Origin of the sequence: Pseudomonas sp. 21 (assembly GCF_000955805.1) — a bacterium.
In the GTDB taxonomy this organism is placed as follows: Bacteria; Pseudomonadota; Gammaproteobacteria; order Pseudomonadales; family Pseudomonadaceae; genus Pseudomonas.
Genome location: NZ_JYOA01000004.1, coordinates 11,444 through 33,715, shown reverse-complemented (window position 1 = coordinate 33,715; position 22,272 = coordinate 11,444). Strand labels below are relative to the sequence as shown.

Below are 22,272 nucleotides of genomic sequence, written 5' to 3'. Positions count from 1 at the left end.
GAGTCAGTTCCCTGTCTGCGCGGTGGCCAGGCCGTCGGCCGGGGCACCCTGTCCCTTGAAGAAGCCCAGCATGTCCTGGGCGTTCACGCGGTAGTTGAGGTTGCCGCAGTGGCCGCCGCGCGGGTAGAGCGTCAGGCGGTCGCCGAAGGTGCGGCGCAGGAAGCCGATGTCGCCCGGGCCGAGGATGACATCGTCGGCGTTGTGCATGACGGCGATCTTCGGGCTTTCCTTCAGGTAATCCTGAATGCCGTACAGGCTGACCTGGTCGATCAGCTGCGGCAGGCTGCCGCCGTCGTACTTGGCGCGCCATAGCGGCATCAGCTGGTCGGTCATGTAGCACTCGAAGTCGCATTGCATGGCGCGCTTGAAGAACGGCGTCAGGCTGGTGCCTTCGGTGATCGGGTACTTGGGCGGGGTGATCAGGCCGCGGCGGTTGATCAGGTCGGAGGTGAAGGCGATGTCGGCGGAGGAGAAGCGGAACACCGCGCCGATCAGCATGGCCATCTCTTCATTGGAGAGGTGCTGCTTGGATTGCTGCAGGTCGAAGAGGAAGGCGTCGTTGAGGTCGACATAGCCTTTCTGCTCGAAGTAGCGCGTCAGTTTGGCCAGCACCACCTGGTAGAAGGTGTTGGTGTCGTTGATGCCCTTGACGTGGGTCTGCACCAGCTTGTCGAGGTTGCTCACCGAGGTGTAGAGGTTCACTGGCGGGTTGAGCAGCAGCACGCGCTTGAAGTTGAAGCTGCGGCGGGATTCGTCGAGCTTGCTGACGAAGGCCGCGTGCAGCGCGCCGAGGCTGTAGCCGGTCAGGTAGTAGTCGCTGACGGGCAGGTCCGGATGCTGCGCGCGTACGGCCTGCATCACCCGGTACAGGTCATCGGCGTCGTCGGGGGTGTAGCCGGGCGTGGCGACGCGGGATGCGCCGACCATGAAGTCCCAGCTGGTGGGCGAGGACAGTTGCACCACGTGGTAGCCGGCGTTGTAGAACAGGCGCTTGAGGTACTCCGGCGTGGTGCTGGCGTAGTTGGCGCCGGTGCCGGCGATGATGAAGACCAGCGGCGCCTTGTGCTTCTGCCAGGCCAGGCGGTAGTGCAGCTTCTTCACCGGCCAGAAGTTGCTCGGCAGTTCGTGCTCGCGCTCCGGGCGCAGCTTGAGCGCGTAGTCCGACTGGCGGATGTCGTCGTCCGACGGCAGCTGGGGGCGCAGCTCCGGCGGGGTGGTGGCGATGGTCGCCTCGAACGGGTTGATCAATGGGTAGCCGTAACTGGCCTGATCCACATCGCGGGCAAATGCCGACCCGCCGAGTCCCAGTGCGAGGCAACCGATCAGGGCTGCCACGCGGTCAAGAAATGTCATGCTTCGGAGTCCTTTCAAGAGGAGGCCAACTCTAGGGTGACCGGCGATTAAGACCAGCACATTTCCGACAAGTGCAACTCGCTTGTCAGCCTTTGCGCGCGAGGTCCCTGAGTGCGTCACCGGTTAGACGATAGACGGTCCATTCGTCCTGTGGGCGCGCGCCCAGGCTGCGATAGAAGCCAATGGCCGGTTCGTTCCAGTCCAGCACCGACCATTCCAGTCGGCCACAGCCACGCTCCACTGCCAGTCGCGCCAGCTCCGTGAGCAACGCCTTGCCCAGGCCGGCGCCGCGCGCGGCGGGGCGTACGTAGAGGTCTTCGAGGTAGATGCCGGGCTGGCTCAGCCAGGTGGAGTAGTTGTGGAAGAACAGCGCAAACCCCTGGGGCACGCCGTCCACCTCGCCGATCAGCACCTCGGCATAGGGGCGCGGGCCGAACAGGTGATCGTGCATGCGCTGGGCGTCGGCCTTCACTTCGTGGACCAGCTTTTCGTAGTCGGCCAGTTCGCGGATCAGCTCGAGGATCAGCGGGATGTCGTCGGGGGCGGCGGGGCGCAGGGTAACGCGGGGCATGAAGATATCCTTGTGCTGCGAATGCTCCGGAGCATGCCCAAAGCCCCGCGCCGCTGGCAACAGGGCGCTTCAGTAACGCTCCAGGCTTTCCAGCCAGACCAGCTCGCAGGCGCCGGCGCCGGTGTCCTCGCGGGTCAGCGAGCTGACCCAGCGCCAGCCGTCGTCGCCTTCCACGCGCACCAGCTTGCCGGACAGGCGCACATGTTCCCCGGCGCTGACCTGGGCCAGGGCGCGCGCCACGTCGTCATTGGCGGGGATCATGTGCATGTTGGCGGCATGGGTCTCCAGCTCGCGGCGAGGGATCGGCAACTGGTCGGCGTGCCAGTAGAACCAGCGGTTGCCCTGGCTGATGCGGATATCGGCGAGCACGCGCGGGTCATCCATCGGACCCCAGCCCAGCGCGAGGTCGGTGGGCGAGAGTTCGGTCTCGCGCCCCAGACGGTAATCCTCGCGGCCCAGCACACGGGCCTCGATGCTGAAGTCCTGCAGTGGATAGATGGAATAGCGCTCCAGGCGGAAGCCGCCATTGGCCAGTGTCTGGCTGTGTTGCTGCGGCGCCTGGGGACGCTCGGTCGGCCATAGCCACCAGAAGCTGCCTGCCAGGCAGGCCAGCAGGAACAGGGTCGATCGTTTCATCGAAGGCTCCATTGCTGGGCGAAGTCTAGGCTGCAACCGGCCCCGCTTGCATCGGCCCTGGCGCTGGTTATGCTGGGCGCCGATTTCCCGCCTCCCGGAGTAGTGGCGCCATGTCCCGTCGTTTGCCCCTGATCTTCCTGCTGCTCGCCCTGGCGCTCTGGCTGGCCGCCAGCTACGGCTTGCGTTTCGGGCTGATGGAGGACAGTCGCTGGGTGGGTATCTGCGCCGACGAGGCCACGCGCTGGGAGTGCAGCGCGCGCTCGCAACTGGGCTGGGCAATTCATTTCGGCGTGTTCGGCAAGCTGGCGCTGGGGCTTTCGCTGCTGGCCTTCTTCGTGCCGCGCCGGGCGGGCTGGTGGCTGGCGGTGCTGGCAATGCTGGTCACGCTGCCGGCGCTGGTGCTCTACAACGCCGGGCTCGCCGTCTTCGCCGTGGTGCTGGCCGGGCTTCGCCTGGTACGCGCGCCGGCCCGCTGAGTCAGGCCTTTCGTTCTGCCGGGCGCAGCCCGCGCACCAGCGCACCCAGCAGGAGCAGGCTTACCGCCGCCCACCCCAGTGCCTGAAGATTGCTCAGGCCTTCCATTGCCAGCTGTGCGGGAATCCCGACGGCGATGATCAGTGCCAGCAGCAGCGCTTCGCGGCGCGGTGCATCAACCGGTCGGCACAGGTAGACCAGCGCCGGGAACAGCAGGGCCGCGCTGGGGAAGCTGCGGTAGCGCGCATCGAAGACCATCCCGAGCATCAGCACCGCGCCAGCGAAGCCGGCGGCTGCCAGCCACAGGCCGGCGTGGCGCTGCAGCCAATCGAATGCCTTCGCGCGCCAGCCGGCCCGAGCCGACAGCGCCAGGCTGATGTGCAGCAGTACCAGCAGATTCAAGCCAACCAGTGCCGCCGCCCAGAGCCACTCGCCCCAGAAGCGGCTGGTGATCACTGACAGCTCCAGCCACAGGCCGATGCAGCCGGCGCCGAGGGCGCCAACCAGCGGCAACAGGAAGGCACTGCGGGCAGCGGCGGGGCGGCCGGCGACCAGCAATCCACCGAGCAGGATCACGCCGGAAAGTCCCAGCCACAGCGGCCAGCCCGGCAGGTTGCTGACCGGCCCGGCGAGCACGCCTTTTTCCTCGCGGTCGGCGCTGAACAGGCCCCAGTAACCCCCCACCGCGCCTTCGCTCTGGCGCTTCCAGGGCTGGTCGAAGGCTTCGATCAGGTTGTAGTGCCAGCCTTTCTCCTCGGCCATGTGCACGAAGCCACGGATGAAGCGCGCCTCGTTGACCCGGCTGGGCAGGGCGGTTTCGCGCTGGCGGCCCTCGCTGGGCCAGCCGGTCTCGCCAATGAGGATGTCCTTGGGGGCGAACTCGCGACCGAAGTCCTCGCGGATCTTCGCCACGTGGGCGAGGGCATCGTCGATGCCGCTGGGGTTGTCTTCCCAGTAGGGCAGCAGGTGGATGGTGATGAAGTCCACCGCTGGGGCGATTTCCGGGTGCTGGTGCCAGAACTCCCAGACATCGGCGTAGGTCACCGGCTGGCGCACCTGGGCTTTCACCCTGTGGATAAGTCCGGCCAGGTAGCGCCCGGTGACTTCCTTGCGCAGCAGGGTCTCGTTGCCGACGATCACCGCCTGCACCACGTCCGGGTACTGGTTGGCGGCTTGGATCAGCGCCTCCAGTTCACGCTCGGTGTCCGCCGGGTTGGCGTTGACCCAGGCGCCGAGTATCAGCTTCAGGCCGTGCTTGCGCGCCAGCGCCGGGATGCCTTCCAGGCCGGTCATGGAATAGGTGCGCACGCACTCGAAGCGCGTCGCCAGCAGCGCCAGGTCGGCGTCCATCTGTTCCGGGCGCAGGACGAAGGGCTGGTCGAAGGGCGACTGGTCCTTGGCGAAAGGGCTGTAGGACGCGCACTGAAGTTTGTGCGTGGGCGTCGCTGCGTCGGGCAGGACCACCGGTTTTCCCAGGCCGTACCAGAGCCCGCAGAGGGCGATCAGGGCAAGCAGCAGCGCGAGGCAATAAGGGAGGAGAGGAAAGCGCGAGGACTGGGGCATGAGGGCACGCGAACCGTGGCGAGGCGCGCATCTTAGCAACGCCGCTCGCCGCCGTCAGTGCCCGCGCGGGACGCTCACGCGTGACGGTGAATCCAGTTGTGCGTCGGCTGGGCCGCGTTGCCCTCCAGGCGCTTCCAGAACTTCTCGTGGAAGTGGAAGCCCACCGCGTTGCACAGCGGCTCGACGATCGCCACCAGGCCGCCCACGGTGATGCTGCCGGTCAGCGCGTAGGCGACGCTGAAGGCGATCATGAAGTGCATCAGGGTGAAGGTGACGGTCTTGAGCATGGTGGCGATCCTCCAGTCGAGAATGATTCTCCGTTGCTGAAAGACTACTGCGGGGGAACCCCTGCGGGTAATCGAGCCTCTGTATGGAGGCGATAGGCCGGCAGCGGGGTCGTGGTTGGAATGGCGCGGTCGTGGATGGACGGGTTCTGTCGCGGATCGGACCGTTTGGCGTCGTTCTCAGAGCAGTTCGCCAGCAGCGGGCGCCGATCATGAAAGGGCGGCCAAGACCGCGAATGGCGCCGGGTCCACCGGACGCCGCAACGAAAAATCACGGGGAGAAAACCATGTCTATGATGCGACGCCTGTTGGGCCTGGGCGCAGGGCTGGTGCTGTCGGCTGCGGCCGGGCTGGCCGGTGCGGCGGCCAAGCCGGAAATCACCATCGGTTACGTGGACGGCTGGTCGGACAGCGTGGCCACCACGCACGTCGCCGCCGAGATCATGCGCGAGAAGCTCGGCTACCAGGTCAAGCTGATGCCGGTCGCCGCCGGGATCATGTGGCAGGGGGTGGCGCGCGGCAAGCTTGACGCCATGCTCTCGGCCTGGCTGCCGGTAACCCACGGCGCCTACTACGAGAAGATGAAGGACAAGGTGGTCAACCTGGGCGTGAACTACCCGGGCGCGAAGATCGGCCTGATCGTGCCGGAGTACGTGAAAGCCAACAGCATCGAAGACCTCAATGCGCAGAAGGATGACTTCGGCGGCCGCATCGTCGGCATCGACGCCGGCGCCGGGGTGATGCTCAAGACCGACCAGGCGATCAAGGACTACGGCCTGGACTACAAGCTGGTGGCCAGCTCCGGCAGCGGCATGATCTCCGAGCTGACCCGCGCGGAGAACGACAAGAAGGCCGTTGCGGTGACCGGCTGGATTCCGCACTGGATGTTCGCCAAGTGGAAACTGAAATTCCTCGAAGACCCGAAAAAGGTCTACGGCGACGAGGAACACGTGGACAGCGTGGCGAACCCGGCACTGGAGAAGAAGGCACCGGAAGTCTGGGCCTTCCTGAAGAAATTCCAGTGGAAGGACGGCCAGGAAATCGGCGAGGTGATGCTCGCCGTGCAGAACGGCGAGAAGCCGGAAGTGGCTGCCAAAAAGTGGGTCGAGGCGCATCCTGATCGGGTGAAGGAATGGCTGTAAGCAGCTAGACCGAACTCACACGCGATACAGAAAAATCCCCCGCGAACTGAACAGTTCGCGGGGGATTTTTTTATGCCGAAGCGTCTATTCCGGGCTTGTTCGCAAGAGAGGGCAAATCGCTACGACTAAAGTCGTCTGGAGCCCTTGCAGCGCTCCAATAAATTAGGGATCGACGACATCCGCGTCATCCCCGCTGTGAGGACAAGAACAAAATGAACGACAGCATCTACCAGCGGATTGATACCAATCCGCGCTTCAAAGAGCTGGTGGCCAAGCGCGAGCGATTCGCCTGGCTGCTCTCCCTGATCATGTTGGGCCTGTACGTGCTCTTCATCCTGCTCATCGCCTTCCAGCCGCAACTGCTCGGCGCGAAGATCAGTGCCGATTCGTCCGTCACCTGGGGCATCCCCATGGGTGTCGGGCTGATTCTCTCGGCCTTCGTGCTCACCGGCATCTACGTGCGCCGCGCGAACGGCGAATTCGACCGCATGAATCAGGAAATCCTCAAGGAGGCCCAGCAATGAAAGGCCGAAATTCTGCGGCCCTCGCGCTGGCCGCCCTCGTTCCCGCGCTCTGGGCCCCCGCACTCTGGGCTGACGCCCTCACCGGCGAGGTGCAGCGCCAGCCGCTGAACGTCTCCGCCATCGTCATGTTCGTCGCCTTCGTCGGCCTGACCCTGTGCATCACCTACTGGGCCTCCAAGCGCAGCAAATCCGCCGCCGACTTCTACACCGCCGGTGGCAGCATCACTGGCTTCCAGAATGGTCTGGCGATCGCCGGCGACTACATGTCCGCCGCGTCCTTCCTGGGTATTTCCGCGCTGGTGTTCACCTCCGGCTACGACGGCCTGATCTACTCCATCGGCTTCCTGGTCGGCTGGCCGATCATCCTCTTCCTGATCGCCGAACGCCTGCGCAACCTGGGCAAGTACACCTTCGCCGACGTGGCGTCCTACCGCCTCAAGCAGAAGGACATCCGCACCTTGTCCGCCTGCGGGTCGCTGGTGGTCGTGGCCTTCTACCTGATCGCGCAGATGGTCGGCGCCGGCAAGCTGATCGAGCTGCTGTTCGGCCTGAACTACCACGTCGCGGTTGTGCTGGTCGGCATCCTGATGGTGCTGTACGTGCTGTTCGGCGGCATGCTCGCCACCACCTGGGTACAGATCATCAAGGCCGTGCTGCTGCTCTCGGGCGCCACCTTCATGGCGATCATGGTGCTCAAGCACGTCAACTTCGACATCAGCACCCTGTTCTCCGAAGCCATCAAGGTCCACCCCAAGGGCGAGGCCATCATGAGCCCCGGCGGCCTGGTGAAGGACCCGATCTCGGCGTTCTCCCTGGGCTTCGCGCTGATGTTCGGCACCGCTGGCCTGCCGCACATCCTGATGCGCTTCTTCACCGTCAGTGACGCCAAGGAAGCCCGCAAGTCGGTGTTCTTCGCCACTGGCTTCATCGGCTACTTCTACATCCTGACCTTCATCATCGGCTTTGGCGCGATCCTGCTGGTCAGCACCAACCCGGACTTCAAGGACGCCACCGGCGCGCTGCTGGGCGGCAACAACATGGCCGCCGTGCACCTGGCCGACGCCGTGGGCGGCAGCCTGTTCCTGGGCTTCATCTCCGCCGTGGCCTTCGCCACCATCCTTGCGGTGGTTGCCGGCCTGACCCTGGCCGGTGCCTCGGCCGTCTCCCATGACCTGTATGCCAGCGTGCTGAAGGGCGGCAAGGCCAACGAGAAGGATGAACTGCGCGTCTCGAAGATCACCACCGTCTGCCTCGGCGTGGTCGCGATCGTGCTCGGCATCCTGTTCGAGAAGCAGAACATCGCCTTCATGGTCGGCCTGGCCTTCTCCATCGCCGCCAGCTGCAACTTCCCGGTACTGCTGCTCTCCATGTACTGGAAGAAGCTGACCACCCGTGGCGCGAAGATCGGCGGCTGGCTCGGCCTGATCACCGCGGTGACCCTGATGATCCTCGGCCCGACCATCTGGGTACAGATCCTCGGCCACGAGAAAGCCATCTACCCGTACGAGTACCCGGCGCTGTTCTCCATGGCCGTGGCCTTCATCGGCATCTGGTTCTTCTCCATCACCGACAAGTCGACCGCTGCCGACGAAGAGCGCGCGCGTTTCTTCCCGCAGTTCATCCGTTCGCAGACCGGCCTGGGTGCCAGTGGCGCAGCTGCCCACTGATAGCCTGAGCTAACCTGCCGGGGCCGGAGATGGAAACACCTCCGGCCCCGCTTTTTTGACAGGGAAGGATTACGGATGTCCGACGATTTCAATTTCGCCTCGCCTCCCTTCGACCAGTTGCGCCCGCTGGAGCGCGAGCAACTGCGCGACGCGCTGAGCGTGGGTTACTACACCGTCGACGAAGTGCTGCTCGAAGCCGGGGCGCCGGTGCCTTGCCTGTTCGTGCTGATGAAGGGCGTGATCGAGGAGTGCGGCGAGGACGGCAAGCTGTTCGCCCAGTACGGCGCCGAGGACCTGTTCGACGTGCGCGGGCTGTTCTCCGGCAGCAGCAAGCACCGCTACCGGGCGGTGGAGGAGAGCATCGTCTACGAACTGCCGGCGGCGGTGTTCCACCAGCTGTGCACGGATAACCCGCAGTTCGCCCGCTTCTTCCGCGCGGACCTGGCCAGCAAGCGCCAGCTGGAACGCCGCGACGGGCAGAACCTTGCCGAATTCATCCTGACCCGCATTGCCATCGAGCACCTGCTGCCCGCCATCGAAGTCGAGCCCGGCCTGTCGCTGGGTGACGCGGCGCGCCTGCAACTCAGCCGCGGCGCGGACGCGCTGCTGGTGCGCGAGGACGGCGCGCTGGGCATCGTCACCCGCACCGACCTGATGACCGCGCACTTCCGCGACGGCTTCAGCGAGGCGCAACCCATCGGCCCGCTGGCGCACCGGCCGCTGAGCCACGTCGAGCTGGGCGATTTTCTTTTCGACGCGATGATCCTCATGACCCGCCAGCGCATCGAACGCGTGGCGGTGTGCGAAGAGGGCAGGGTGGTCGGCCTGCTGCACCTGACCCAGGTGCTCAGCCTGTTCTCCACGCACTCCCACGTGCTGGCGTTGCGCATTGCCCGCGCCGAAAGCGAGGCCGAGCTGCGCGCCGCCGCCGAGACCCTGCACACGCTGATCGCGACCCTGGCGGGTAATGGCATCCGCCTGCGCTTCATCATGCAACTGGTCAGCGCACTCAACGAGCAACTGCTCGAGCGCCTCTTCGAACTGCAGGTCCCGCCGGTGTTGCGCGGCCGCTGCTGCCTGCTGGTGATGGGCAGCGAAGGACGCGCGGAGCAACTGCTCAAGACCGACCAGGACAACGCGCTGATCCTCGACGACGGCCTGCCGGTGGAGCAGGGCCTGTTGCTGATGCAGCGCTTCTCCGCCGCGTTGCTGGAGTTCGGCTACCCGACGTGTCCCGGCGGCGTGATGGCCAGCCGGCCGGAGTGGTGCAAACCCTTGTCGGAATGGCAGCGCGAGTTGCGCGAGCTGCCGCTGCAGGGGCGCCCCGAACAACTGATGCGCCTGTCGATCCTCGCCGATGCCTGGCCGGTGGCGGGCAACCGGAGGCTGTTCGACAGCCTGCGCGAATGCCAGTACGAGCTGGCCGGCGACAGTAGCCGCTGGATGAGCGACCTGGCGCTGCCGGCCCTGCAGTTCGACACGCCGCTGACCTTCCTCGGCCAACTGAAAACCCAGGACGCGCAGCTGGACGTGAAGCGTGGCGGCATCTTTCCCATCGTCCACGGCGCCCGCGTGCTGGCCGTGCGCGAAGGGCTGGACGAGCGCGGCACACTTGGCCGCCTCGCCGCCCTGAAGGCGCTTGGCGTGCTGGATGAGTCGCTGGTCGACAACCTGGTCGAAGCCTTCGAGCTGTTTCTCCAGCTGCGCCTGCGTCAGCAACTGGACGGCCAGCGCGACGGCCGCGAACAGGGGCTCGATGTTTCCCGTCTCAGCCGCCACGAGCGCGACCTGCTGCGCTTCGGGCTGCACACCGTGAAGAAGTTCAAGCAGAGCCTGAGCCGCCAATTCCACCTGGAGACCCGATGAACGCCTGCGTCGTTGCCCCCGATCCGCACTGGTCCGCCTGGCGTCGCCGCCTCTATTGGTGGCGGCATGATCCGGCGGAAGCGGAAGAGCTGGTGTCGCTGGACCTGGAAACCACCAGCCTCGACCCGCGCAAGGCCGACATCCTCAGCATCGGCGCGGTGGTGATCCGCCGTGGCAAGCTGATCCTCGGCGAGCGCCTGGAACTGCTGGTGGAGCCGCCGTCGTCGCTGGACGGCGAGTCGATCCGCATCCACAAGCTGCGCCGCGCCGACCTCGAAGGCCAGCTGCCGCTGGTGGAGGCGCTGCGCCGGGTGCAGGCCTTCATCGGCGAACGTCCGCTGCTGGGTTACTACCTGTCCTTCGACGTCGCCGTGCTGCGCCGGCACCTGCGTGAGCAACTCGCTGCACGGCTGGACAACCCCCGCGTGGAGGTCTCGGAGATCTACCACCGCAAGATGAGCCGGCGCTTTCCCGACCTGCACCTGGACCTGCGCTTCGACACCCTGGCGCGCAATCTGGATATCCCCATCGAAGGCCGTCACACCGCTATCGGTGATGCGCGCACCGCCGCGCTGATGTTCCTGCGCCTGCGCAAGGGCTCATTACCCCGCGATTTGAGCTGATCCCGAGTCCGTGCAGATTCTTTGAATCTTCCGCGCGTCCTCCCAGTCGGAAACCATAAGCGCTGGCCTATCGCACCACCGCGAGCCATCGCCCCTCGTCGACTGAAAGAGGAGAGACGATATGGGACTCGGGACCATTCTGTTGATCATCCTGATCTTGATGCTGATCGGTGGCCTGCCGGTCTTCCCCCACTCGCGCAACTGGGGTTACGGCCCCTCGGGCGTCATCGGTGTCGTACTGGTCGTCCTGCTGGTGCTGTTGTTGCTCGGACATATCTGACCGGGCACTGGCAAGAGCGTCGCGGACGGAGTCCGCTCCTACGTCGGCCACGGACCTCATCGCCGCGCAGGAGCGGACTCCGTCCGCGATGATTCGATCCTCGCTCCATTGGCAATGCCCGCTCCATTGCCAATGGCTGTCCTCGCTGCAACTGTCAGCGCGCCGATACGTCACAGGGTGATTCGTCGCACAGCCCTCGCGGGGCTCCTGTACTAACATACTGGGCCTTTGCCATCAGGGAGTTGTAGGGATGCTGGGCGTCGTACTGGTTGTGCTCGGCGTGGTGTGGTTGCTCGTCCAGTGCGGGCTGGGCCTGCCGCCGTTGGCCGAAGCCATGACCCTGGACCCGGTGGTCAACCCGGACCGCTATTGGCAATTCGCCTTCCTCGGCCCGGCGCTTCCCGTGGCGCTGGGCAGCTTCCTGTTGCGCTACCGCATCCGGCAATTCGCCCAGCTCAAGCGCGAGCGCATCAACTGCGCCGCCCACCTCCTTGTCTCCGCCGGTATCGCCCTGGTACTGGGCAAGCTCTGCGTGCTCCTCCAGGCCTGACCGCGCAACCCGCGAAGCGCTAGTGCGCCGGCGGTTTGCCAGGGGCATTCAGCGCCCTGATTTCGCCGCTGATAGCGGAAAGCCTTGGTTACACTTCGGGCCACAGTCGTCGACAAACCCTGTCGATCACCCGTCCCGAACAAGACAAGAAAAGGCAGACCTCCCCTATGCAAAATCGCATCATGATCACCGGCGCCGGTTCCGGCCTCGGACGCGAAATCGCCCTGCGCTGGGCCCGCGAGGGCTGGAAGCTGGCGCTGGCCGACGTCAACGAAGCAGGCCTGCAGGAAACCCTCAAGCTGGTGCGCGAGGCCGGCGGTGACGGCTTCACCCAGCGCTGCGACGTGCGCGACTACAGCCAGCTGACCCAGCTGGCGCAGTCCTGCGAAGAGAAATTCGGCGGCATCGACATCATCGTCAACAACGCCGGGGTCGCTTCCGGCGGCTTCTTCAGCGAACTGTCGCTGGAAGACTGGGACTGGCAGATCTCGATCAACCTGATGGGCGTGGTCAAGGGCTGCAAGGCCTTCCTGCCGCTGCTGGAGAAGAGCAAGGGGCGCATCGTCAACATCGCCTCCATGGCTGCCCTGATGCAGGGCCCGGCGATGAGCAACTACAACGTGGCCAAGGCCGGCGTGGTGGCGCTCTCGGAAAGCCTGCTGGCCGACCTCAGCCTGGTGGACGTGAAGGTCCACGTGGTCTGCCCGTCGTTCTTCCAGACCAACCTGCTGGATTCCTTCCGCGGCCCGAGCCCGGAAATGAAGACCCAGGTCGGCAAGTTGCTGGAAAGCTCGCCCATCAGCGCCGCCGACATCGCCGACTACATCCACCAGGAAGTGGCCCGCGATGTCTTCATGATCCTGCCCCACGAGCAGGGCCGCATGGCCTGGCAGATCAAGCAGCAGAACCCGCAGGCGATCTACGACGAGATGGCGAAGATGGCCGAGAAGATGCAGGCCAAGCGCCGCAGTCTTTCGTAATCGCAGGGTTTTCGCCCCCTTTCGGTGCAATGAAAGACAGGGCTTGCCCAGGCCGGTGCAAAGGGTTAGTTTTAGTCACCGGCCTGCCTGGCTGATGTACGTTGGACCCCGGTGAAAGCCCCGCTCATTTCGCGGGGCTTTTGCTTTTTCGGGCGACTGCCCAACGCTTGGGATTCGTGCTTTGCGCATCGTCAGGCCTGTGTTAGAAGGCTCCGGTGTCATTGAAGGAAGAACCCGCTTGCACTCTGAATCCATCGTCTATGGCTGCATCCGCGACTGGCCCGGCGACTCGATGGAGCGCCGCCTGCGCCGCGCCGCCAACCGCAAGGTGCTCGACAGCCTGCCCATGGGCGAGGCCTGGCCGTTCCTCGGCCGCGAGATGTTCAGCCGCTGCGAGACCGAAGGCGCGGGCCTGTACCAGTCCCAGGTGATCCATTTCGGCGCCAGCTACCAGACCATCGAGTACGAGTGGAAACTCTGGGTCGAACAGTTCGAAGCCCTGCTGCGCCGCCTCTACTGGGCCAGCGCGGTGGTGCACCTGGAAACCGAAGTCAACGGCAGCCACACCTTCCGCTGGGAGTCCGAGAACGGCTTCCACAGCCCCCGCGAAGGCGAGCTGAAAGTGCGCTGCGCCTGGGAACGCGAGGGCGGCCTGCGCGGCTGACCGGCGCACTGCCCGCCACGGAAAGTACCCCATGATCAACTACCTCTGGTTCGTCCTTGCCGCGTTCTGCGAGATCGCCGGCTGCTACGCCTTCTACCTCTGGCTGCGCCTGGACAAGAGCGCTCTGTGGGTCATTCCCGGGTTGCTCAGCCTGACGGTATTTGCCCTGCTGCTCACCCGTGTCGAGGCAAACTACGCCGGGCGTGCGTATGCCGCGTACGGCGGCATTTACGTCGCCGCGTCGCTGTTCTGGCTGGCTTTCGTCGAGAAGAGTCGCCCGCTGTGGAGCGACTGGGTCGGCGTGGCGCTCTGCGTGATCGGCGCCAGCGTGGTGCTGCTCGGGCCTCGCCTCGCGCCCTGATCTGCCGTCCATCGGCAGAGGACCGGACGTTGTAGGAGCGAGCTTGCTCGCGAACGGAGTAACCGTCAGCGCTGGTGTGTTCGGTGAGCGTAGGGTTCGCGAGCAAGCTCGCTCCTACGAAAAGCCGTCACTCAGTCTTCCAGCCACTCTTTGGGCACTTCGCTTTTCAGCATCAGCTGGCACTGCTGGCTTTCCGGATCGAAGACGATCACCGCCTCGCCGCGCTTGAGCGCATGGCGCGCGCGCTCCACGCGCACGTCCAGCGGCGTGTCGTCGCCGTTGTCGGTGCCTTCGCGGGTGACGAAGTCTTCCAGCAGGTTGTCGAGGGTGTCGGCTTCGATCAGGTCGTAAGGAATCAGCATGGCGGGGTACTCGAAATCGCAGCGCGGGATTGTAGTCCCGCGCCGCGCCGAGTGCAGCTTCAGTTCTTTTTCCTGTCCGGGTCCTTGCCTTTGTCGCTGCTCCTTTCGGAGGCGTCACCGCTGTCGATCAGGTCGTCCACCGGCGGCACATGGGTGGTGCTTTCCATGTGTACCGGGTGCTCCAGCTGCTTGCTGAAGCGCTCCAGCGTGCCCTCGCTGGGTTCCGCGTCGCTGTCGAATACCGGCGGGCTGAGCATGTACGCCGTGAGCAGCTTCGCCAGGGCGGCGAGGCTGTCGATATGGGTGCGTTCGTAGCCGTGGGTGGCGTCGCAGCCGAAGGCCAGCAGGGCGGTACGGATGTCATGGCCGGCGGTGATCGCCGACTGCGCATCGCTGTGGTAGTAGCGGAACAGGTCGCGCAGTACGGCAACTTCATGGCGTTCGCCCAGGCGCAGCAGGTGGCGCGAGAGGTGGAAGTCGTACGGCCCGCCAGAGTCCTGCAGCGCCACACTCACCGCGTGTTCGCTGGAGTTCTGCCCCTCGGCCACCGGGGCGATGTCGATGCCGACGAACTCGCTGACATCCCAGGGCAGCGCGCCGGCTGCGCCGGAACCGATCTCCTCGGTGATGGTGAACAGCGGGTGGCAGTCGATGGGGGGCACCTGGCCGCTTTCCACGATGGCTTTCAGCGAAGCCAACAGCGCGGCAACGCCGGCCTTGTCGTCGAGGTGGCGGGCGCTGATGTGGCCGCTCTCGGTGAATTCGGGCAGCGGGTCGAAGGCGACGAAATCGCCGATGGCGATGCCGATCGATTCGCTGTCGGCGCGGCTGGCGGTGTAGGTGTCCAGGCGCAATTCGACGTGGTCCCAACTGATCGGCAGGGTATCCACGGCGGTGTTGAAGGCATGCCCGGAGGCCAGCAGCGGCAGCACGCTGCCACGGAACACGCCGTTCTCGCAGAACACCGTGACCCGGCTGCCCTCGGCGAAGCGGCTCGACCAGCAGCCTACCGGCGCCAGGGCCAGGCGGCCGTTGGGCTTGATCTCGCGGACGATGGCGCCAATGGTATCCAGGTGCGCCGAGACGGCGCGGTCAGGGCTTTTGCGCCGGCCCAGCAGGGTGGCGCGGATGGTCCCGCGGCGGGTCATCTCGAAGGGTACGCCGATCTCCTCCAGCCGCTCGGCGACGTATCGCACGATGGTGTCGGTGAAGCCGGTGGGGCTGGGGATGGCGAGCATTTCCAGCAGCACGCGCTGCAGGTAGTTGAGGTCGGGTTGTGGCAATTGGGTCATGCCGGGGCCTCCACGTTGGGGTGTGGCTGGTCACGGTTGTCGCGGTGCAGCAGTTCGCGGCTCAGCGGGAAGAGCAGGTCGACGAAGCGCTCGGCGGTGGGCTGTGGCTCATGGTTGGCCAGGCCGGGGCGCTCGTTGGCTTCGATGATGACGTAGTCCGCCTGGTCGGCCTCGGTGACCAGCAGATCGAGGCCGGTGACGGGAATCTCCAGCGCTCGCGCCGCGCGGATGGCGGCGTCGGCCAGTGCCGGGTGCAGGCGCTCGGTGACGTCTTCCAGGGTGCCGCCGGTGTGCAGGTTGGCGGTTCGGCGCACCGCAAGGCGCTGGCCGCTGGGCAGCACATCGTCGTAGCTGAATCCGGCGGCGGCCAGGGTGCGTTCGGTCTCGCCGTCCAGCGGAATGCGGCTCTCGCCGCCGGTGGCCGCCATGCGCCGGCGGCTCTGCGCCTCGATCAGCTTGCGGATGCTGTGCCGGCCGTCGCCGATCACCTCGGCAGGGCGACGGAGGGCGGCGGCTACCACTTCGTAGCCGATCACCACGATGCGCAGGTCCTGGCCGGGGTGGTAGCTTTCGAGGATCACGCGGGTGTCGAACTGCTTCGCGTGGGCGATGGCGTCCTGCACTTCCTCCGGTGTGCGCAGGTCCACGGCGACGCCCTGGCCCTGTTCGCCGTCCACCGGCTTGACCACCAGCGCGCCGTGTTCTTCGAGGAACACGGCGTTGTCTTTCGCGCTGCCCGCCAGGCGCTGCTGCGGCTGGCGCAGGCCGGCGCGGTCGAGGGCGCGGTGGGTGAGTGTCTTGTCCTGGCACAGGCTCATGCTCACGGCGCTGGTGAGGTCGCACAGCGACTCGCGGCAGCGGATGCGCCGGCCGCCCTGGGTGAGGGTGAAGAGGCCGGCGTCGGCGTCCTGCACCTGCACCTCGATGCCGCGCCGATGGGATTCGTCGACGATGATCCTGGCGTAGGGGTTGAGTCCTTCCTCCGGGCCGGGGCCGAGGAACAGCGACTGGTTGATGCCGTTCTTGCACTTCACCGCAAAGGTCGGCAGCTCGCGGAAGCGCAGCTTGTGGTACAGCGACTTGGCTTGCTGGTTGCCATGCAGCACCGACAGGTCCAGATAGGCCAGCCCGCGGCTCATGAAGTGTTCGATCAGGTGGCGCACCAGCGCCTCGCCGACTCCCGGCCGGCTGGACTGCGGGTCCACCGCCAGGCACCAGAGGCTGGAGCCGCCTTCCGGGTCGCGGAAGGCCTTGGCGTGGTTGATGCCCATGACGGTGCCGATCACCGTGCCGGTCTCGGCATCTTCGGCCAGCCAGTAGGCCGGGCCGCCCTGGTGGCGCGGCGTGACGTTGGAAGGATCGACCGGCAGCATGCCGCGCGACAGGTAGAGGCGGTTGATCGCCGTCCAGTCGTCGTCGCTGTGCACGCGGCGGATGCGGAAGCCACGGAAGGGCCGGCGCGCCGGGCGGTAGTCGGTGAACCACAGGCGCAGCGCGTCCGACGGGTCGAGGAAGAGTTGCTGCGGGGCGTGGGACAGCACTTGCTGTGGCGCGGCGACGTAGAGGGCAATGTCGCGCTCGCCGGGTTGTTCGTTGAGCAACTCGGCGGCCAGCTTGTCCGGGCTGGAGAAGGTATGGCCGATCAGCAGGCGGCCCCAGCCGCATTGCAGGATCAGCGGGCCGTGGCTTTCCGCGTGGTCGCCGGCGAAGCGCGCCTGCAGGCGCTCGTAGGTCGGCGTCTGGCCGCGCAGCAGCCTCTGGTTGTGGGGATGGGGCAGGTTGGAATGGGGTTTCATCTTGCGCTCCCTGATAAGGCTTCTGTCCTGGGCTGGTGGAAAGGACGACGCCGCGCAGGCGCGGCGTCTTCCGGCTCTACAGGCCTTGTTCCGTCAGCCAGAGGTTGAGGGCCGCCAACTGCCACAACTTGGAACCGCGCAGCGGAGTGAGGTCGCTCGCCGGGTCGCTGAGCAGGCGGTCGAACATCGCCGTCTCGAACAGTCCACGGTCCTGGCTCGGGTCCAGCAGCAATTCGCTGACCCAGGCGCGGGTATTGCCTTGCAGGTGCTTGAGGCCGGGCACCGGGAAGTAACCCTTGGGCCGGTCGATCACCTCGCTGGGGATGACCTTGCGCGCGGCGGCCTTGAGCACCTGCTTGCCACCGTCGCCAAGCTTGAAGCGCGACGGGATGCGCGCCGACAGTTCCGCGACGCGGTAGTCGAGGAACGGCACGCGGGCTTCCAGGCCCCAGGCCATGGTCATGTTGTCCACGCGCTTGACCGGGTCGTCCACCAGCATGATGGTGCTGTCCAGGCGCAACGCCTTGTCCACCGGGTCTTCCGCGCCGGGCTGGGCGAAGTGCTCGCGGACGAACTCGCTGGCCACGTCTTCCACCTGCAGGGCTTCGCGCACGGTATCCAGGTACTCGCCGTGGCTGCGGTCGAAGAAGGCAGCGCGGTACGCCTGCAGCGGGTCCTTCGCGCCGGCCACTTTCGGGTACCAGTGGTAGCCGGCGAACAGCTCGTCGGCGCCCTGGCCGCTCTGCACCACCTTGCAGTGTTTCGAGACCTCCCGCGAGAGCAGGTAGAAGGCGATGCAGTCGTGGCTGACCATCGGTTCGCTCATGGCGCGGAAGGCCGCCGGCAGCTGCGAGATGACTTCGTTCTCGTCGATGCGCAGCTGGTGGTGGCGGGTGCCATAGCGTTTCGCGATCAGGTCCGAGTACTGGAACTCGTCGCCACGCTCGCCGCCGGCATCCTCGAAGCCGATGGAGAAGGTCAGCAGGTCCTCGACGCCGGCTTCGTGCAGCAGGCCGACCAGCAGGCTGGAGTCCACCCCGCCGGAGAGCAGCACGCCAACTTCGCGGGCAGCCCGCTGGCGCACGCTCACGGCGTCGCGCAGGCTGCTCAGCAGGCGGTCTTCCCAATCGTCCAGGGTCAGCTCACGCTCATCCGGCAGCGGGCCGTAGTCCAGGGTCCACCAGCGCTGGCGCTCGGTGTGGCCGTCGGCGTCGATGGTCATCCAGGTGGCCGGCGGCAGCTTCTGCACTTCGGCCAGCAGGGTGCGTGGCGCGGGCACCACGGCGTGGAAGTTCAGGTAATGGTTGAGCGCCACCGGGTCCAGCGCCGGGTCGATGTCGCCGCCCTTGAGCAACGCCGGCAGGCTGGAAGCGAAGCGCAGGCGCTTGCCGGTCTGCGACAGGTACAGCGGCTTGATGCCGAGGCGGTCGCGGGCGATGAACAGGCGCCGTTTGTCGCGCTCCCAGATGGCGAAAGCGAACATGCCATTGAGGCGTGGCAATAGTTGTTCACCCCAGGCGTGGTATCCCTTCAGGAGTACTTCGGTGTCGCCTCCGGAAAAGAAGCGGTACCCAAGGGCTTCCAGCTCGCCGCGCAGTTCGGGGTAGTTGTAGATTGCCCCGTTGAACACCAGCGACAGGCCCAGCGAGGTGTCGATCATCGGCTGACCGGATGCTTCGGCCAGGTCCATGATCTTCAGCCGCCGGTGTCCCAGGGCCACCGGCCCTTCGCTGTGAAAACCCCAGGCATCGGGGCCTCGCGGGGCGAGGTGATGGGTGATGCGTTCGACTGCGGCAAGGTCCGCAGCCTGGTTATCGAAACGTAGTTCTCCTGCTAGTCCGCACATGTCCTTACCGGATCTCCGTTGGGGATGAAGTGGGTGGCGCCTCAGGGACGCCTTAGGGGATGACCCATCGATCCGGCGAGAGTTCTATTTGATTTCATTGAGGAAAAATGACGGAGCAGCAGGTGGACTGAGATGACCGACAGCAAGGCTTCGATGCGCAACGCCCATGCACTCTCCATGCTGCAGGCCCTGAGACGGCTGCAGCAGGCGGCGGAAGTGCACTCCAAGAGCCTGGGCCGCGACGGCGAACTGACGCCGCTGCAGCTGTTGATCCTGCAGGTGGTGGAGCTGGAGGGGGAAATGACCGCCGGTCAGTTGGCGCGGCAGGTGGCGCTGTCGCAGTCGTCCATCTCCAGTGCGCTGACCCGCCTGGAAAGCAAGGGGTTGCTCAGCCGCCGGCGCGACGAAGATGATCGGCGCAAGCAGTGGCTGAGCCTGGACGCGAACGGCCGCACGGCGCTCAAGCATGGCCCGGCGTTGCTGCCTGAACACGCCCTGGAGCGTTTCGCCGGGCTGCCCGAGTGGGAGCAGCACGCCATCCTCGCCGGGTTGTTGCGTGCCGCCGAGCTGTTCGAGACGCCGGGATCCGGTGCCGAGGAAGAAGAGTCCTAGGGCTTTCCGGGGACTATGAGGGCATCAGCTTCTGCGCAGCCAGCGACAGGCTGACCGCCACCAGCATCAGCGCGAACAGGCGCTGTAGCGTCGCGCCGCCCAGGCGCACCGCCAGGCGATTGCCGAACAGCACGCCGAGCGCGCCGCCCGCCGCCAGGCACGCCAGCAGCGGCAGCGGCGGCTGTGCGTGGGTGAGGTAAAGCAGGAAGCCGCCACCGGACACCAGCGCGATCACGGCCATGGAGGTTGCCGTTGCCGCCAGCATCGACAGCGGCGTGAACCACAGCAGCCCCGGCACGATCAGGAAGCCGCCGCCCACGCCCATCAGGCCGGACAGCAAGCCCACCGCCAAACCAACGCCCAGCAGCGGCCCGTTGCGCATCGGCTTTTCGCAGGTGCGTGGCTGGCTGGAGCCCTGCCACATGCGCCAGGCCGACCACAGTACCAGCAGGCAGAAGCCGACGATCAGCCAGGCGTCCGGCACGTACTTGCCCAGCCACTGGCCGACGGCGTTGCCCGGCCAGCCGGTGATCACCAGCCAGAACAGCGGCTTCCACGCCACCTGGCCTTGCCGCGCGCGCGGTACCGCGCCGATGGCTGCCGACAGCGCTACGGCGCCGAGGCTGACGCCGATGGCATCGTGCAGCGGCAGGTGCAGGCTGAGCAGCAGGGGCAGGGCCACCAGCGAGCCGCCAGCGCCGGTCAGGCCCAGCAGCAGCCCGAGGATCAGGCCGATGGCGGAAGATTCAAGCAGCAGTGCATCCATGTCGGTGGTCCGCTCTGGAAGCTGGTCGCGGTCCTGTCGCTGGACCGCGAGGTGTTCAGGAGTTCTTCTGGCCGCGCACTACGTCGCGCAGGAAGAACCGGTTCGGGTGGCAGGCCTCGGCCACGGCGCGGGGCAAGGGCAGCGGTTCATCGCCGATCCAGGCCGCCAGCAGTTCGCCGGCCAGCGGCGCGGTGACCAGCCCGCGTGAGCCATGGGCGCTGTTCAGGTACAGGCCGTCGAGCCACGGGCAGGGCGTCTCCGGTACCTGGCGCGCATCCTTGCCAAGCACCGCGTAAGACTGGGCGAAGGCTTCGCGGTCCGCCAGCGGCCCCACCAGCGGCAGGTAATCCGGGGTGGTGCAGCGGAAGGCGGCGCGGCCCTGCAGTGTTGTCGGGTCGAGCTGGGCGATGTGCAGGCGCTCGCTCAGATCGGTGGATATCTCCGCCAGCAGGTCGAGGTTGCCCAGGTGTTCTTCCAATGATGGCTCAGTGTCGTCTCGCTTGAATTCGAAACTGGCGCCCAGGGTGTGCTCGCCGTGACGCGGCGGGGCGACGTAGCCCTCGGCGCAGACCACGGTACTCAGCGCGGCGCTGTCGACGGTCGCGGGGATGCGGGTGATCTGCCCGCGTATGCGCTTCATCGGCAGGCTCGATGCGCCTTCGAAGCGACGCACTTCGGCGGCGGTGGCAAGGATGGCGATGGGCGCGCTGGCCAGTTTCGCGTCGCCGCTCCAGGCGCTCCAGCCATCGGCTTCGCGTTGCAGGCGGACTTCCTCGCCGGCCAGCACGCGGATGTTCGGATGCTGGGCCAGGTGCCGGCACAGGGCCGGCGGATGTACCCAGCCACCTTCGGGATAGAACAGCCCGCCTGCGGGCAGGCCGACACCGGCGACGCTCTCCGCCTCGGCCTTGTCCAGCAGGCGCAGCAGCGAGTCGGGGAAGGCTTCGGCGAGCTTCGCCTGGCGCTCGGCCTCGGCTTCATCGAAGCCCAGTTGCAGCACGCCGCAGTCGGACCACTCCTCACCCTTCTGCAGACGCTGGATCAGCCGCCGGGTATGGCCGAAACCGCTGACGATCAGTCGTGACAGCGCGGTGCCGTGGGCGGACAGCTTGAGGTAGAGCACGCCCTGGGGATTGCCCGAGGCTTCCTCGGCAAGGCCGGAATGACGCTCGATCAGGGTCACCTGCCAGCCGCGTGCGGCGAGACTCGCGGCGCTGGCGCAACCGGCCATGCCGCCGCCGATCACCAGGGCTTCGCGAGCTCCTTTCGAGCGAGCGGGGCGGGCGTACCAGGGCTTGCCGGTGGGCTGTTCGAGGCCGATGAATTCGCCCTGGGACATCTCCCATTTCTTGCCGAAGCCCAGGGTACGGCGAATCTTGAAGCCGGCCGCGCCCAGCCCGCGGCGGACGAAACCGGCGCTGGTGAAGGTGGCGAGGGTCGTGCCCGGCGCCGAAAGACGGGCCAGCTGGGCGTAGAGCGCGTCGTTCCACATCTGCGGGTTCTTCGCCGGAGAGAAACCGTCGAGGAACCAGGCATCGATGCGTGCGTCCAGCTCCGGCAGCGTGTCCAGTACGTCGCCCACCAGCAGGCTCAGCACCACGCGGCCACCCGCGAAGACGAAGCGCTGGAAGCCGGGATTGATCGCCACGTACTGCTCCAGCACCTGCCCCGACAGGTGCGCCAGCTCCGGCCAGAGGGCGAAGGCGCGGCGCAGGTCTTCAGGGGCTACCGGGTACTTCTCGGTGCTGACGAAGTGCAGCCGTGCATCGCCAGGTGCCAGCGCCTCGAACAATTGCCAGGCGCAGAGGAAGTTCAGCCCGGTGCCGAAGCCTGTCTCGCCAATGCACAGGCGCCCGCCCGCTGGCAGCGCCGCGAAGCGCTCGGGCAGGCGGTTGCCGTCGATGAACACGTGGTGGGTCTCGGCAATGCCCGAGTCGCGGGAGAAATACACGTCGCCGTAGACGCGTGAAGTGGGCTGGCCGTTCTCGTCCCAGTCGATCTGGGCGCTGCTGATGTCTGGCATGTGAGGGCAGGGCAGGGAAACGAAGGCGGCAGTTTAG

The 22,272-nt window shown here is 66.3% G+C and carries 23 protein-coding genes; 12 read left to right on the top strand and 11 right to left on the bottom strand.

The window, feature by feature from the left end; all coding sequences use genetic code 11:
- Nucleotides 1-3 precede the first annotated feature (3 nt).
- The 3 genes from UB43_RS09695 to UB43_RS09685 all read right to left on the bottom strand — a co-directional run bounded on the left by UB43_RS09695 (nt 4) and on the right by UB43_RS09685 (nt 2,560).
- Complete coding sequence (locus UB43_RS09695; protein ID WP_045210293.1) at nt 4-1,353, bottom strand: serine/threonine protein kinase; 1,350 nt, start codon at nt 1,351-1,353, stop codon at nt 4-6.
- 85 nt (nt 1,354-1,438) lie between these two features.
- Nucleotides 1,439-1,924: a GNAT family N-acetyltransferase gene (locus UB43_RS09690; protein ID WP_045210292.1), complete on the bottom strand. Its 486-nt coding sequence runs from the start codon at nt 1,922-1,924 to the stop codon at nt 1,439-1,441.
- Nucleotides 1,925-1,993: 69 nt separating this feature from the next.
- Nucleotides 1,994-2,560: a hypothetical protein gene (locus tag UB43_RS09685; RefSeq protein ID WP_045210291.1), complete on the bottom strand. Its 567-nt coding sequence runs from the start codon at nt 2,558-2,560 to the stop codon at nt 1,994-1,996.
- A gap of 110 nt (nt 2,561-2,670) precedes the next feature.
- Here UB43_RS09685 and UB43_RS09680 point away from each other — a divergent pair, with 110 nt between their 5' ends.
- Nucleotides 2,671-3,036 (top strand): hypothetical protein, encoded by a 366-nt coding sequence (locus UB43_RS09680; RefSeq protein ID WP_045210290.1) that lies wholly within the window; start codon nt 2,671-2,673, stop codon nt 3,034-3,036.
- 1 nt (nt 3,037) lies between these two features.
- Here UB43_RS09680 and UB43_RS09675 read toward each other — a convergent pair whose 3' ends face one another.
- Both UB43_RS09675 and UB43_RS09670 read right to left on the bottom strand, forming a co-directional pair.
- Entirely contained in the window at nt 3,038-4,597 is a 1,560-nt protein-coding gene (locus UB43_RS09675) for a beta-1,6-glucan synthase (protein ID WP_045210288.1), read from the bottom strand.
- Nucleotides 4,598-4,671: 74 nt separating this feature from the next.
- A complete protein-coding gene (locus UB43_RS09670; RefSeq protein ID WP_045210287.1) occupies nt 4,672-4,884 on the bottom strand; it encodes a DUF2061 domain-containing protein in 213 nt (70 codons plus the stop codon).
- Nucleotides 4,885-5,168: 284 nt separating this feature from the next.
- Between UB43_RS09670 and UB43_RS09665 the strand changes: the two genes are divergently transcribed.
- The 10 genes from UB43_RS09665 to UB43_RS09620 all read left to right on the top strand — a co-directional run bounded on the left by UB43_RS09665 (nt 5,169) and on the right by UB43_RS09620 (nt 13,538).
- Complete coding sequence (locus tag UB43_RS09665) at nt 5,169-6,023, top strand: glycine betaine ABC transporter substrate-binding protein (RefSeq protein ID WP_045210286.1); 855 nt, start codon at nt 5,169-5,171, stop codon at nt 6,021-6,023.
- 212 nt (nt 6,024-6,235) lie between these two features.
- Nucleotides 6,236-6,547, top strand: coding sequence for a DUF485 domain-containing protein (locus tag UB43_RS09660; protein WP_045210285.1), 312 nt, complete (start codon nt 6,236-6,238; stop codon nt 6,545-6,547).
- Nucleotides 6,544-8,214: a cation acetate symporter gene (locus UB43_RS09655; RefSeq protein WP_045210284.1), complete on the top strand. Its 1,671-nt coding sequence runs from the start codon at nt 6,544-6,546 to the stop codon at nt 8,212-8,214. The genes UB43_RS09660 and UB43_RS09655 overlap by 4 nt, the downstream gene beginning before the upstream one ends.
- A 75-nt stretch (nt 8,215-8,289) precedes the next feature.
- Nucleotides 8,290-10,080, top strand: a complete 1,791-nt coding sequence (locus UB43_RS09650) for a putative nucleotidyltransferase substrate binding domain-containing protein (protein WP_045210283.1) — start codon at nt 8,290-8,292, stop codon at nt 10,078-10,080.
- The gene (locus UB43_RS09645; protein WP_045210282.1) at nt 10,077-10,703 is read left to right on the top strand and encodes a 3'-5' exonuclease; all 627 of its coding nucleotides are present in this window, start codon (nt 10,077-10,079) and stop codon (nt 10,701-10,703) included. The genes UB43_RS09650 and UB43_RS09645 overlap by 4 nt, the downstream gene beginning before the upstream one ends.
- A 121-nt stretch (nt 10,704-10,824) precedes the next feature.
- Complete coding sequence (locus UB43_RS29150; RefSeq protein ID WP_045210281.1) at nt 10,825-10,983, top strand: DUF3309 family protein; 159 nt, start codon at nt 10,825-10,827, stop codon at nt 10,981-10,983.
- 250 nt (nt 10,984-11,233) lie between these two features.
- A complete protein-coding gene (locus tag UB43_RS09635; protein ID WP_052969527.1) occupies nt 11,234-11,533 on the top strand; it encodes a hypothetical protein in 300 nt (99 codons plus the stop codon).
- 167 nt (nt 11,534-11,700) lie between these two features.
- Complete coding sequence (locus UB43_RS09630) at nt 11,701-12,513, top strand: SDR family oxidoreductase (RefSeq protein WP_045210280.1); 813 nt, start codon at nt 11,701-11,703, stop codon at nt 12,511-12,513.
- A gap of 238 nt (nt 12,514-12,751) precedes the next feature.
- Nucleotides 12,752-13,177 carry a hypothetical protein gene (locus UB43_RS09625; protein ID WP_017522014.1) on the top strand — a complete coding sequence of 142 codons (426 nt, stop codon included), beginning with the start codon at nt 12,752-12,754 and terminating at the stop codon, nt 13,175-13,177.
- Between the two features lie 31 nt (nt 13,178-13,208).
- A complete protein-coding gene (locus UB43_RS09620; RefSeq protein WP_045210279.1) occupies nt 13,209-13,538 on the top strand; it encodes a YnfA family protein in 330 nt (109 codons plus the stop codon).
- A 131-nt stretch (nt 13,539-13,669) separates the two neighbouring features.
- Here the strand turns inward: UB43_RS09620 and UB43_RS09615 are convergent, their stop codons facing one another.
- From UB43_RS09615 to UB43_RS09600, 4 genes are all read right to left on the bottom strand, one after another.
- A complete protein-coding gene (locus UB43_RS09615) occupies nt 13,670-13,900 on the bottom strand; it encodes a YheU family protein (RefSeq protein WP_045210278.1) in 231 nt (76 codons plus the stop codon).
- A gap of 59 nt (nt 13,901-13,959) precedes the next feature.
- Complete coding sequence (locus tag UB43_RS09610; RefSeq protein WP_045210277.1) at nt 13,960-15,192, bottom strand: osmoprotectant NAGGN system M42 family peptidase; 1,233 nt, start codon at nt 15,190-15,192, stop codon at nt 13,960-13,962.
- Nucleotides 15,189-16,988, bottom strand: a complete 1,800-nt coding sequence (gene ngg, locus UB43_RS09605) for an N-acetylglutaminylglutamine synthetase (protein ID WP_045210276.1) — start codon at nt 16,986-16,988, stop codon at nt 15,189-15,191. The genes UB43_RS09610 and ngg overlap by 4 nt, the downstream gene beginning before the upstream one ends.
- Before the next feature lie 76 nt (nt 16,989-17,064).
- Nucleotides 17,065-18,834, bottom strand: coding sequence for an N-acetylglutaminylglutamine amidotransferase (locus tag UB43_RS09600; protein WP_045210275.1), 1,770 nt, complete (start codon nt 18,832-18,834; stop codon nt 17,065-17,067).
- Between the two features lie 132 nt (nt 18,835-18,966).
- On the opposite strand from UB43_RS09600, the gene UB43_RS09595 reads away from it, so the two are divergent.
- Nucleotides 18,967-19,446, top strand: a complete 480-nt coding sequence (locus tag UB43_RS09595; protein WP_045210274.1) for a MarR family winged helix-turn-helix transcriptional regulator — start codon at nt 18,967-18,969, stop codon at nt 19,444-19,446.
- A gap of 13 nt (nt 19,447-19,459) precedes the next feature.
- On the opposite strand, the gene UB43_RS09590 is transcribed toward UB43_RS09595, so the two are convergent.
- Together UB43_RS09590 and mnmC are read right to left on the bottom strand one after the other, a co-directional pair.
- Nucleotides 19,460-20,212: a sulfite exporter TauE/SafE family protein gene (locus tag UB43_RS09590; protein WP_045210273.1), complete on the bottom strand. Its 753-nt coding sequence runs from the start codon at nt 20,210-20,212 to the stop codon at nt 19,460-19,462.
- A 55-nt stretch (nt 20,213-20,267) separates the two neighbouring features.
- Nucleotides 20,268-22,235 (bottom strand): bifunctional tRNA (5-methylaminomethyl-2-thiouridine)(34)-methyltransferase MnmD/FAD-dependent 5-carboxymethylaminomethyl-2-thiouridine(34) oxidoreductase MnmC, encoded by a 1,968-nt coding sequence (gene mnmC, locus UB43_RS09585; protein WP_045210272.1) that lies wholly within the window; start codon nt 22,233-22,235, stop codon nt 20,268-20,270.
- Nucleotides 22,236-22,272: the final 37 nt, after the last annotated feature.

Excerpts from the sequence above, each read along its gene's own strand:
- UB43_RS29150 (WP_045210281.1), top strand. The coding sequence starts at position 10,825 with ATGGGACTCGGGACCATTCTGTTGATCATCCTGATCTTGATGCTGATC.
- UB43_RS09660 (WP_045210285.1), top strand. The coding sequence starts at position 6,236 with ATGAACGACAGCATCTACCAGCGGATTGATACCAATCCGCGCTTCAAA.
- UB43_RS09590 (WP_045210273.1), bottom strand. The coding sequence starts at position 20,212 with ATGGATGCACTGCTGCTTGAATCTTCCGCCATCGGCCTGATCCTCGGG.
- UB43_RS09595 (WP_045210274.1), top strand. The coding sequence starts at position 18,967 with ATGACCGACAGCAAGGCTTCGATGCGCAACGCCCATGCACTCTCCATG.
- UB43_RS09675 (WP_045210288.1), bottom strand. The coding sequence starts at position 4,597 with ATGCCCCAGTCCTCGCGCTTTCCTCTCCTCCCTTATTGCCTCGCGCTG.
- UB43_RS09615 (WP_045210278.1), bottom strand. The coding sequence starts at position 13,900 with ATGCTGATTCCTTACGACCTGATCGAAGCCGACACCCTCGACAACCTG.
- UB43_RS09690 (WP_045210292.1), bottom strand. The coding sequence starts at position 1,924 with ATGCCCCGCGTTACCCTGCGCCCCGCCGCCCCCGACGACATCCCGCTG.
- UB43_RS09630 (WP_045210280.1), top strand. The coding sequence starts at position 11,701 with ATGCAAAATCGCATCATGATCACCGGCGCCGGTTCCGGCCTCGGACGC.
- UB43_RS09645 (WP_045210282.1), top strand. The coding sequence starts at position 10,077 with ATGAACGCCTGCGTCGTTGCCCCCGATCCGCACTGGTCCGCCTGGCGT.
- UB43_RS09600 (WP_045210275.1), bottom strand. The coding sequence starts at position 18,834 with ATGTGCGGACTAGCAGGAGAACTACGTTTCGATAACCAGGCTGCGGAC.
- UB43_RS09610 (WP_045210277.1), bottom strand. The coding sequence starts at position 15,192 with ATGACCCAATTGCCACAACCCGACCTCAACTACCTGCAGCGCGTGCTG.
- UB43_RS09695 (WP_045210293.1), bottom strand. The coding sequence starts at position 1,353 with ATGACATTTCTTGACCGCGTGGCAGCCCTGATCGGTTGCCTCGCACTG.
- UB43_RS09620 (WP_045210279.1), top strand. The coding sequence starts at position 13,209 with ATGATCAACTACCTCTGGTTCGTCCTTGCCGCGTTCTGCGAGATCGCC.
- UB43_RS09655 (WP_045210284.1), top strand. The coding sequence starts at position 6,544 with ATGAAAGGCCGAAATTCTGCGGCCCTCGCGCTGGCCGCCCTCGTTCCC.
- mnmC (WP_045210272.1), bottom strand. The coding sequence starts at position 22,235 with ATGCCAGACATCAGCAGCGCCCAGATCGACTGGGACGAGAACGGCCAG.
- UB43_RS09665 (WP_045210286.1), top strand. The coding sequence starts at position 5,169 with ATGTCTATGATGCGACGCCTGTTGGGCCTGGGCGCAGGGCTGGTGCTG.
- UB43_RS09635 (WP_052969527.1), top strand. The coding sequence starts at position 11,234 with ATGCTGGGCGTCGTACTGGTTGTGCTCGGCGTGGTGTGGTTGCTCGTC.
- UB43_RS09670 (WP_045210287.1), bottom strand. The coding sequence starts at position 4,884 with ATGCTCAAGACCGTCACCTTCACCCTGATGCACTTCATGATCGCCTTC.
- UB43_RS09680 (WP_045210290.1), top strand. The coding sequence starts at position 2,671 with ATGTCCCGTCGTTTGCCCCTGATCTTCCTGCTGCTCGCCCTGGCGCTC.
- ngg (WP_045210276.1), bottom strand. The coding sequence starts at position 16,988 with ATGAAACCCCATTCCAACCTGCCCCATCCCCACAACCAGAGGCTGCTG.
- UB43_RS09650 (WP_045210283.1), top strand. The coding sequence starts at position 8,290 with ATGTCCGACGATTTCAATTTCGCCTCGCCTCCCTTCGACCAGTTGCGC.
- UB43_RS09685 (WP_045210291.1), bottom strand. The coding sequence starts at position 2,560 with ATGAAACGATCGACCCTGTTCCTGCTGGCCTGCCTGGCAGGCAGCTTC.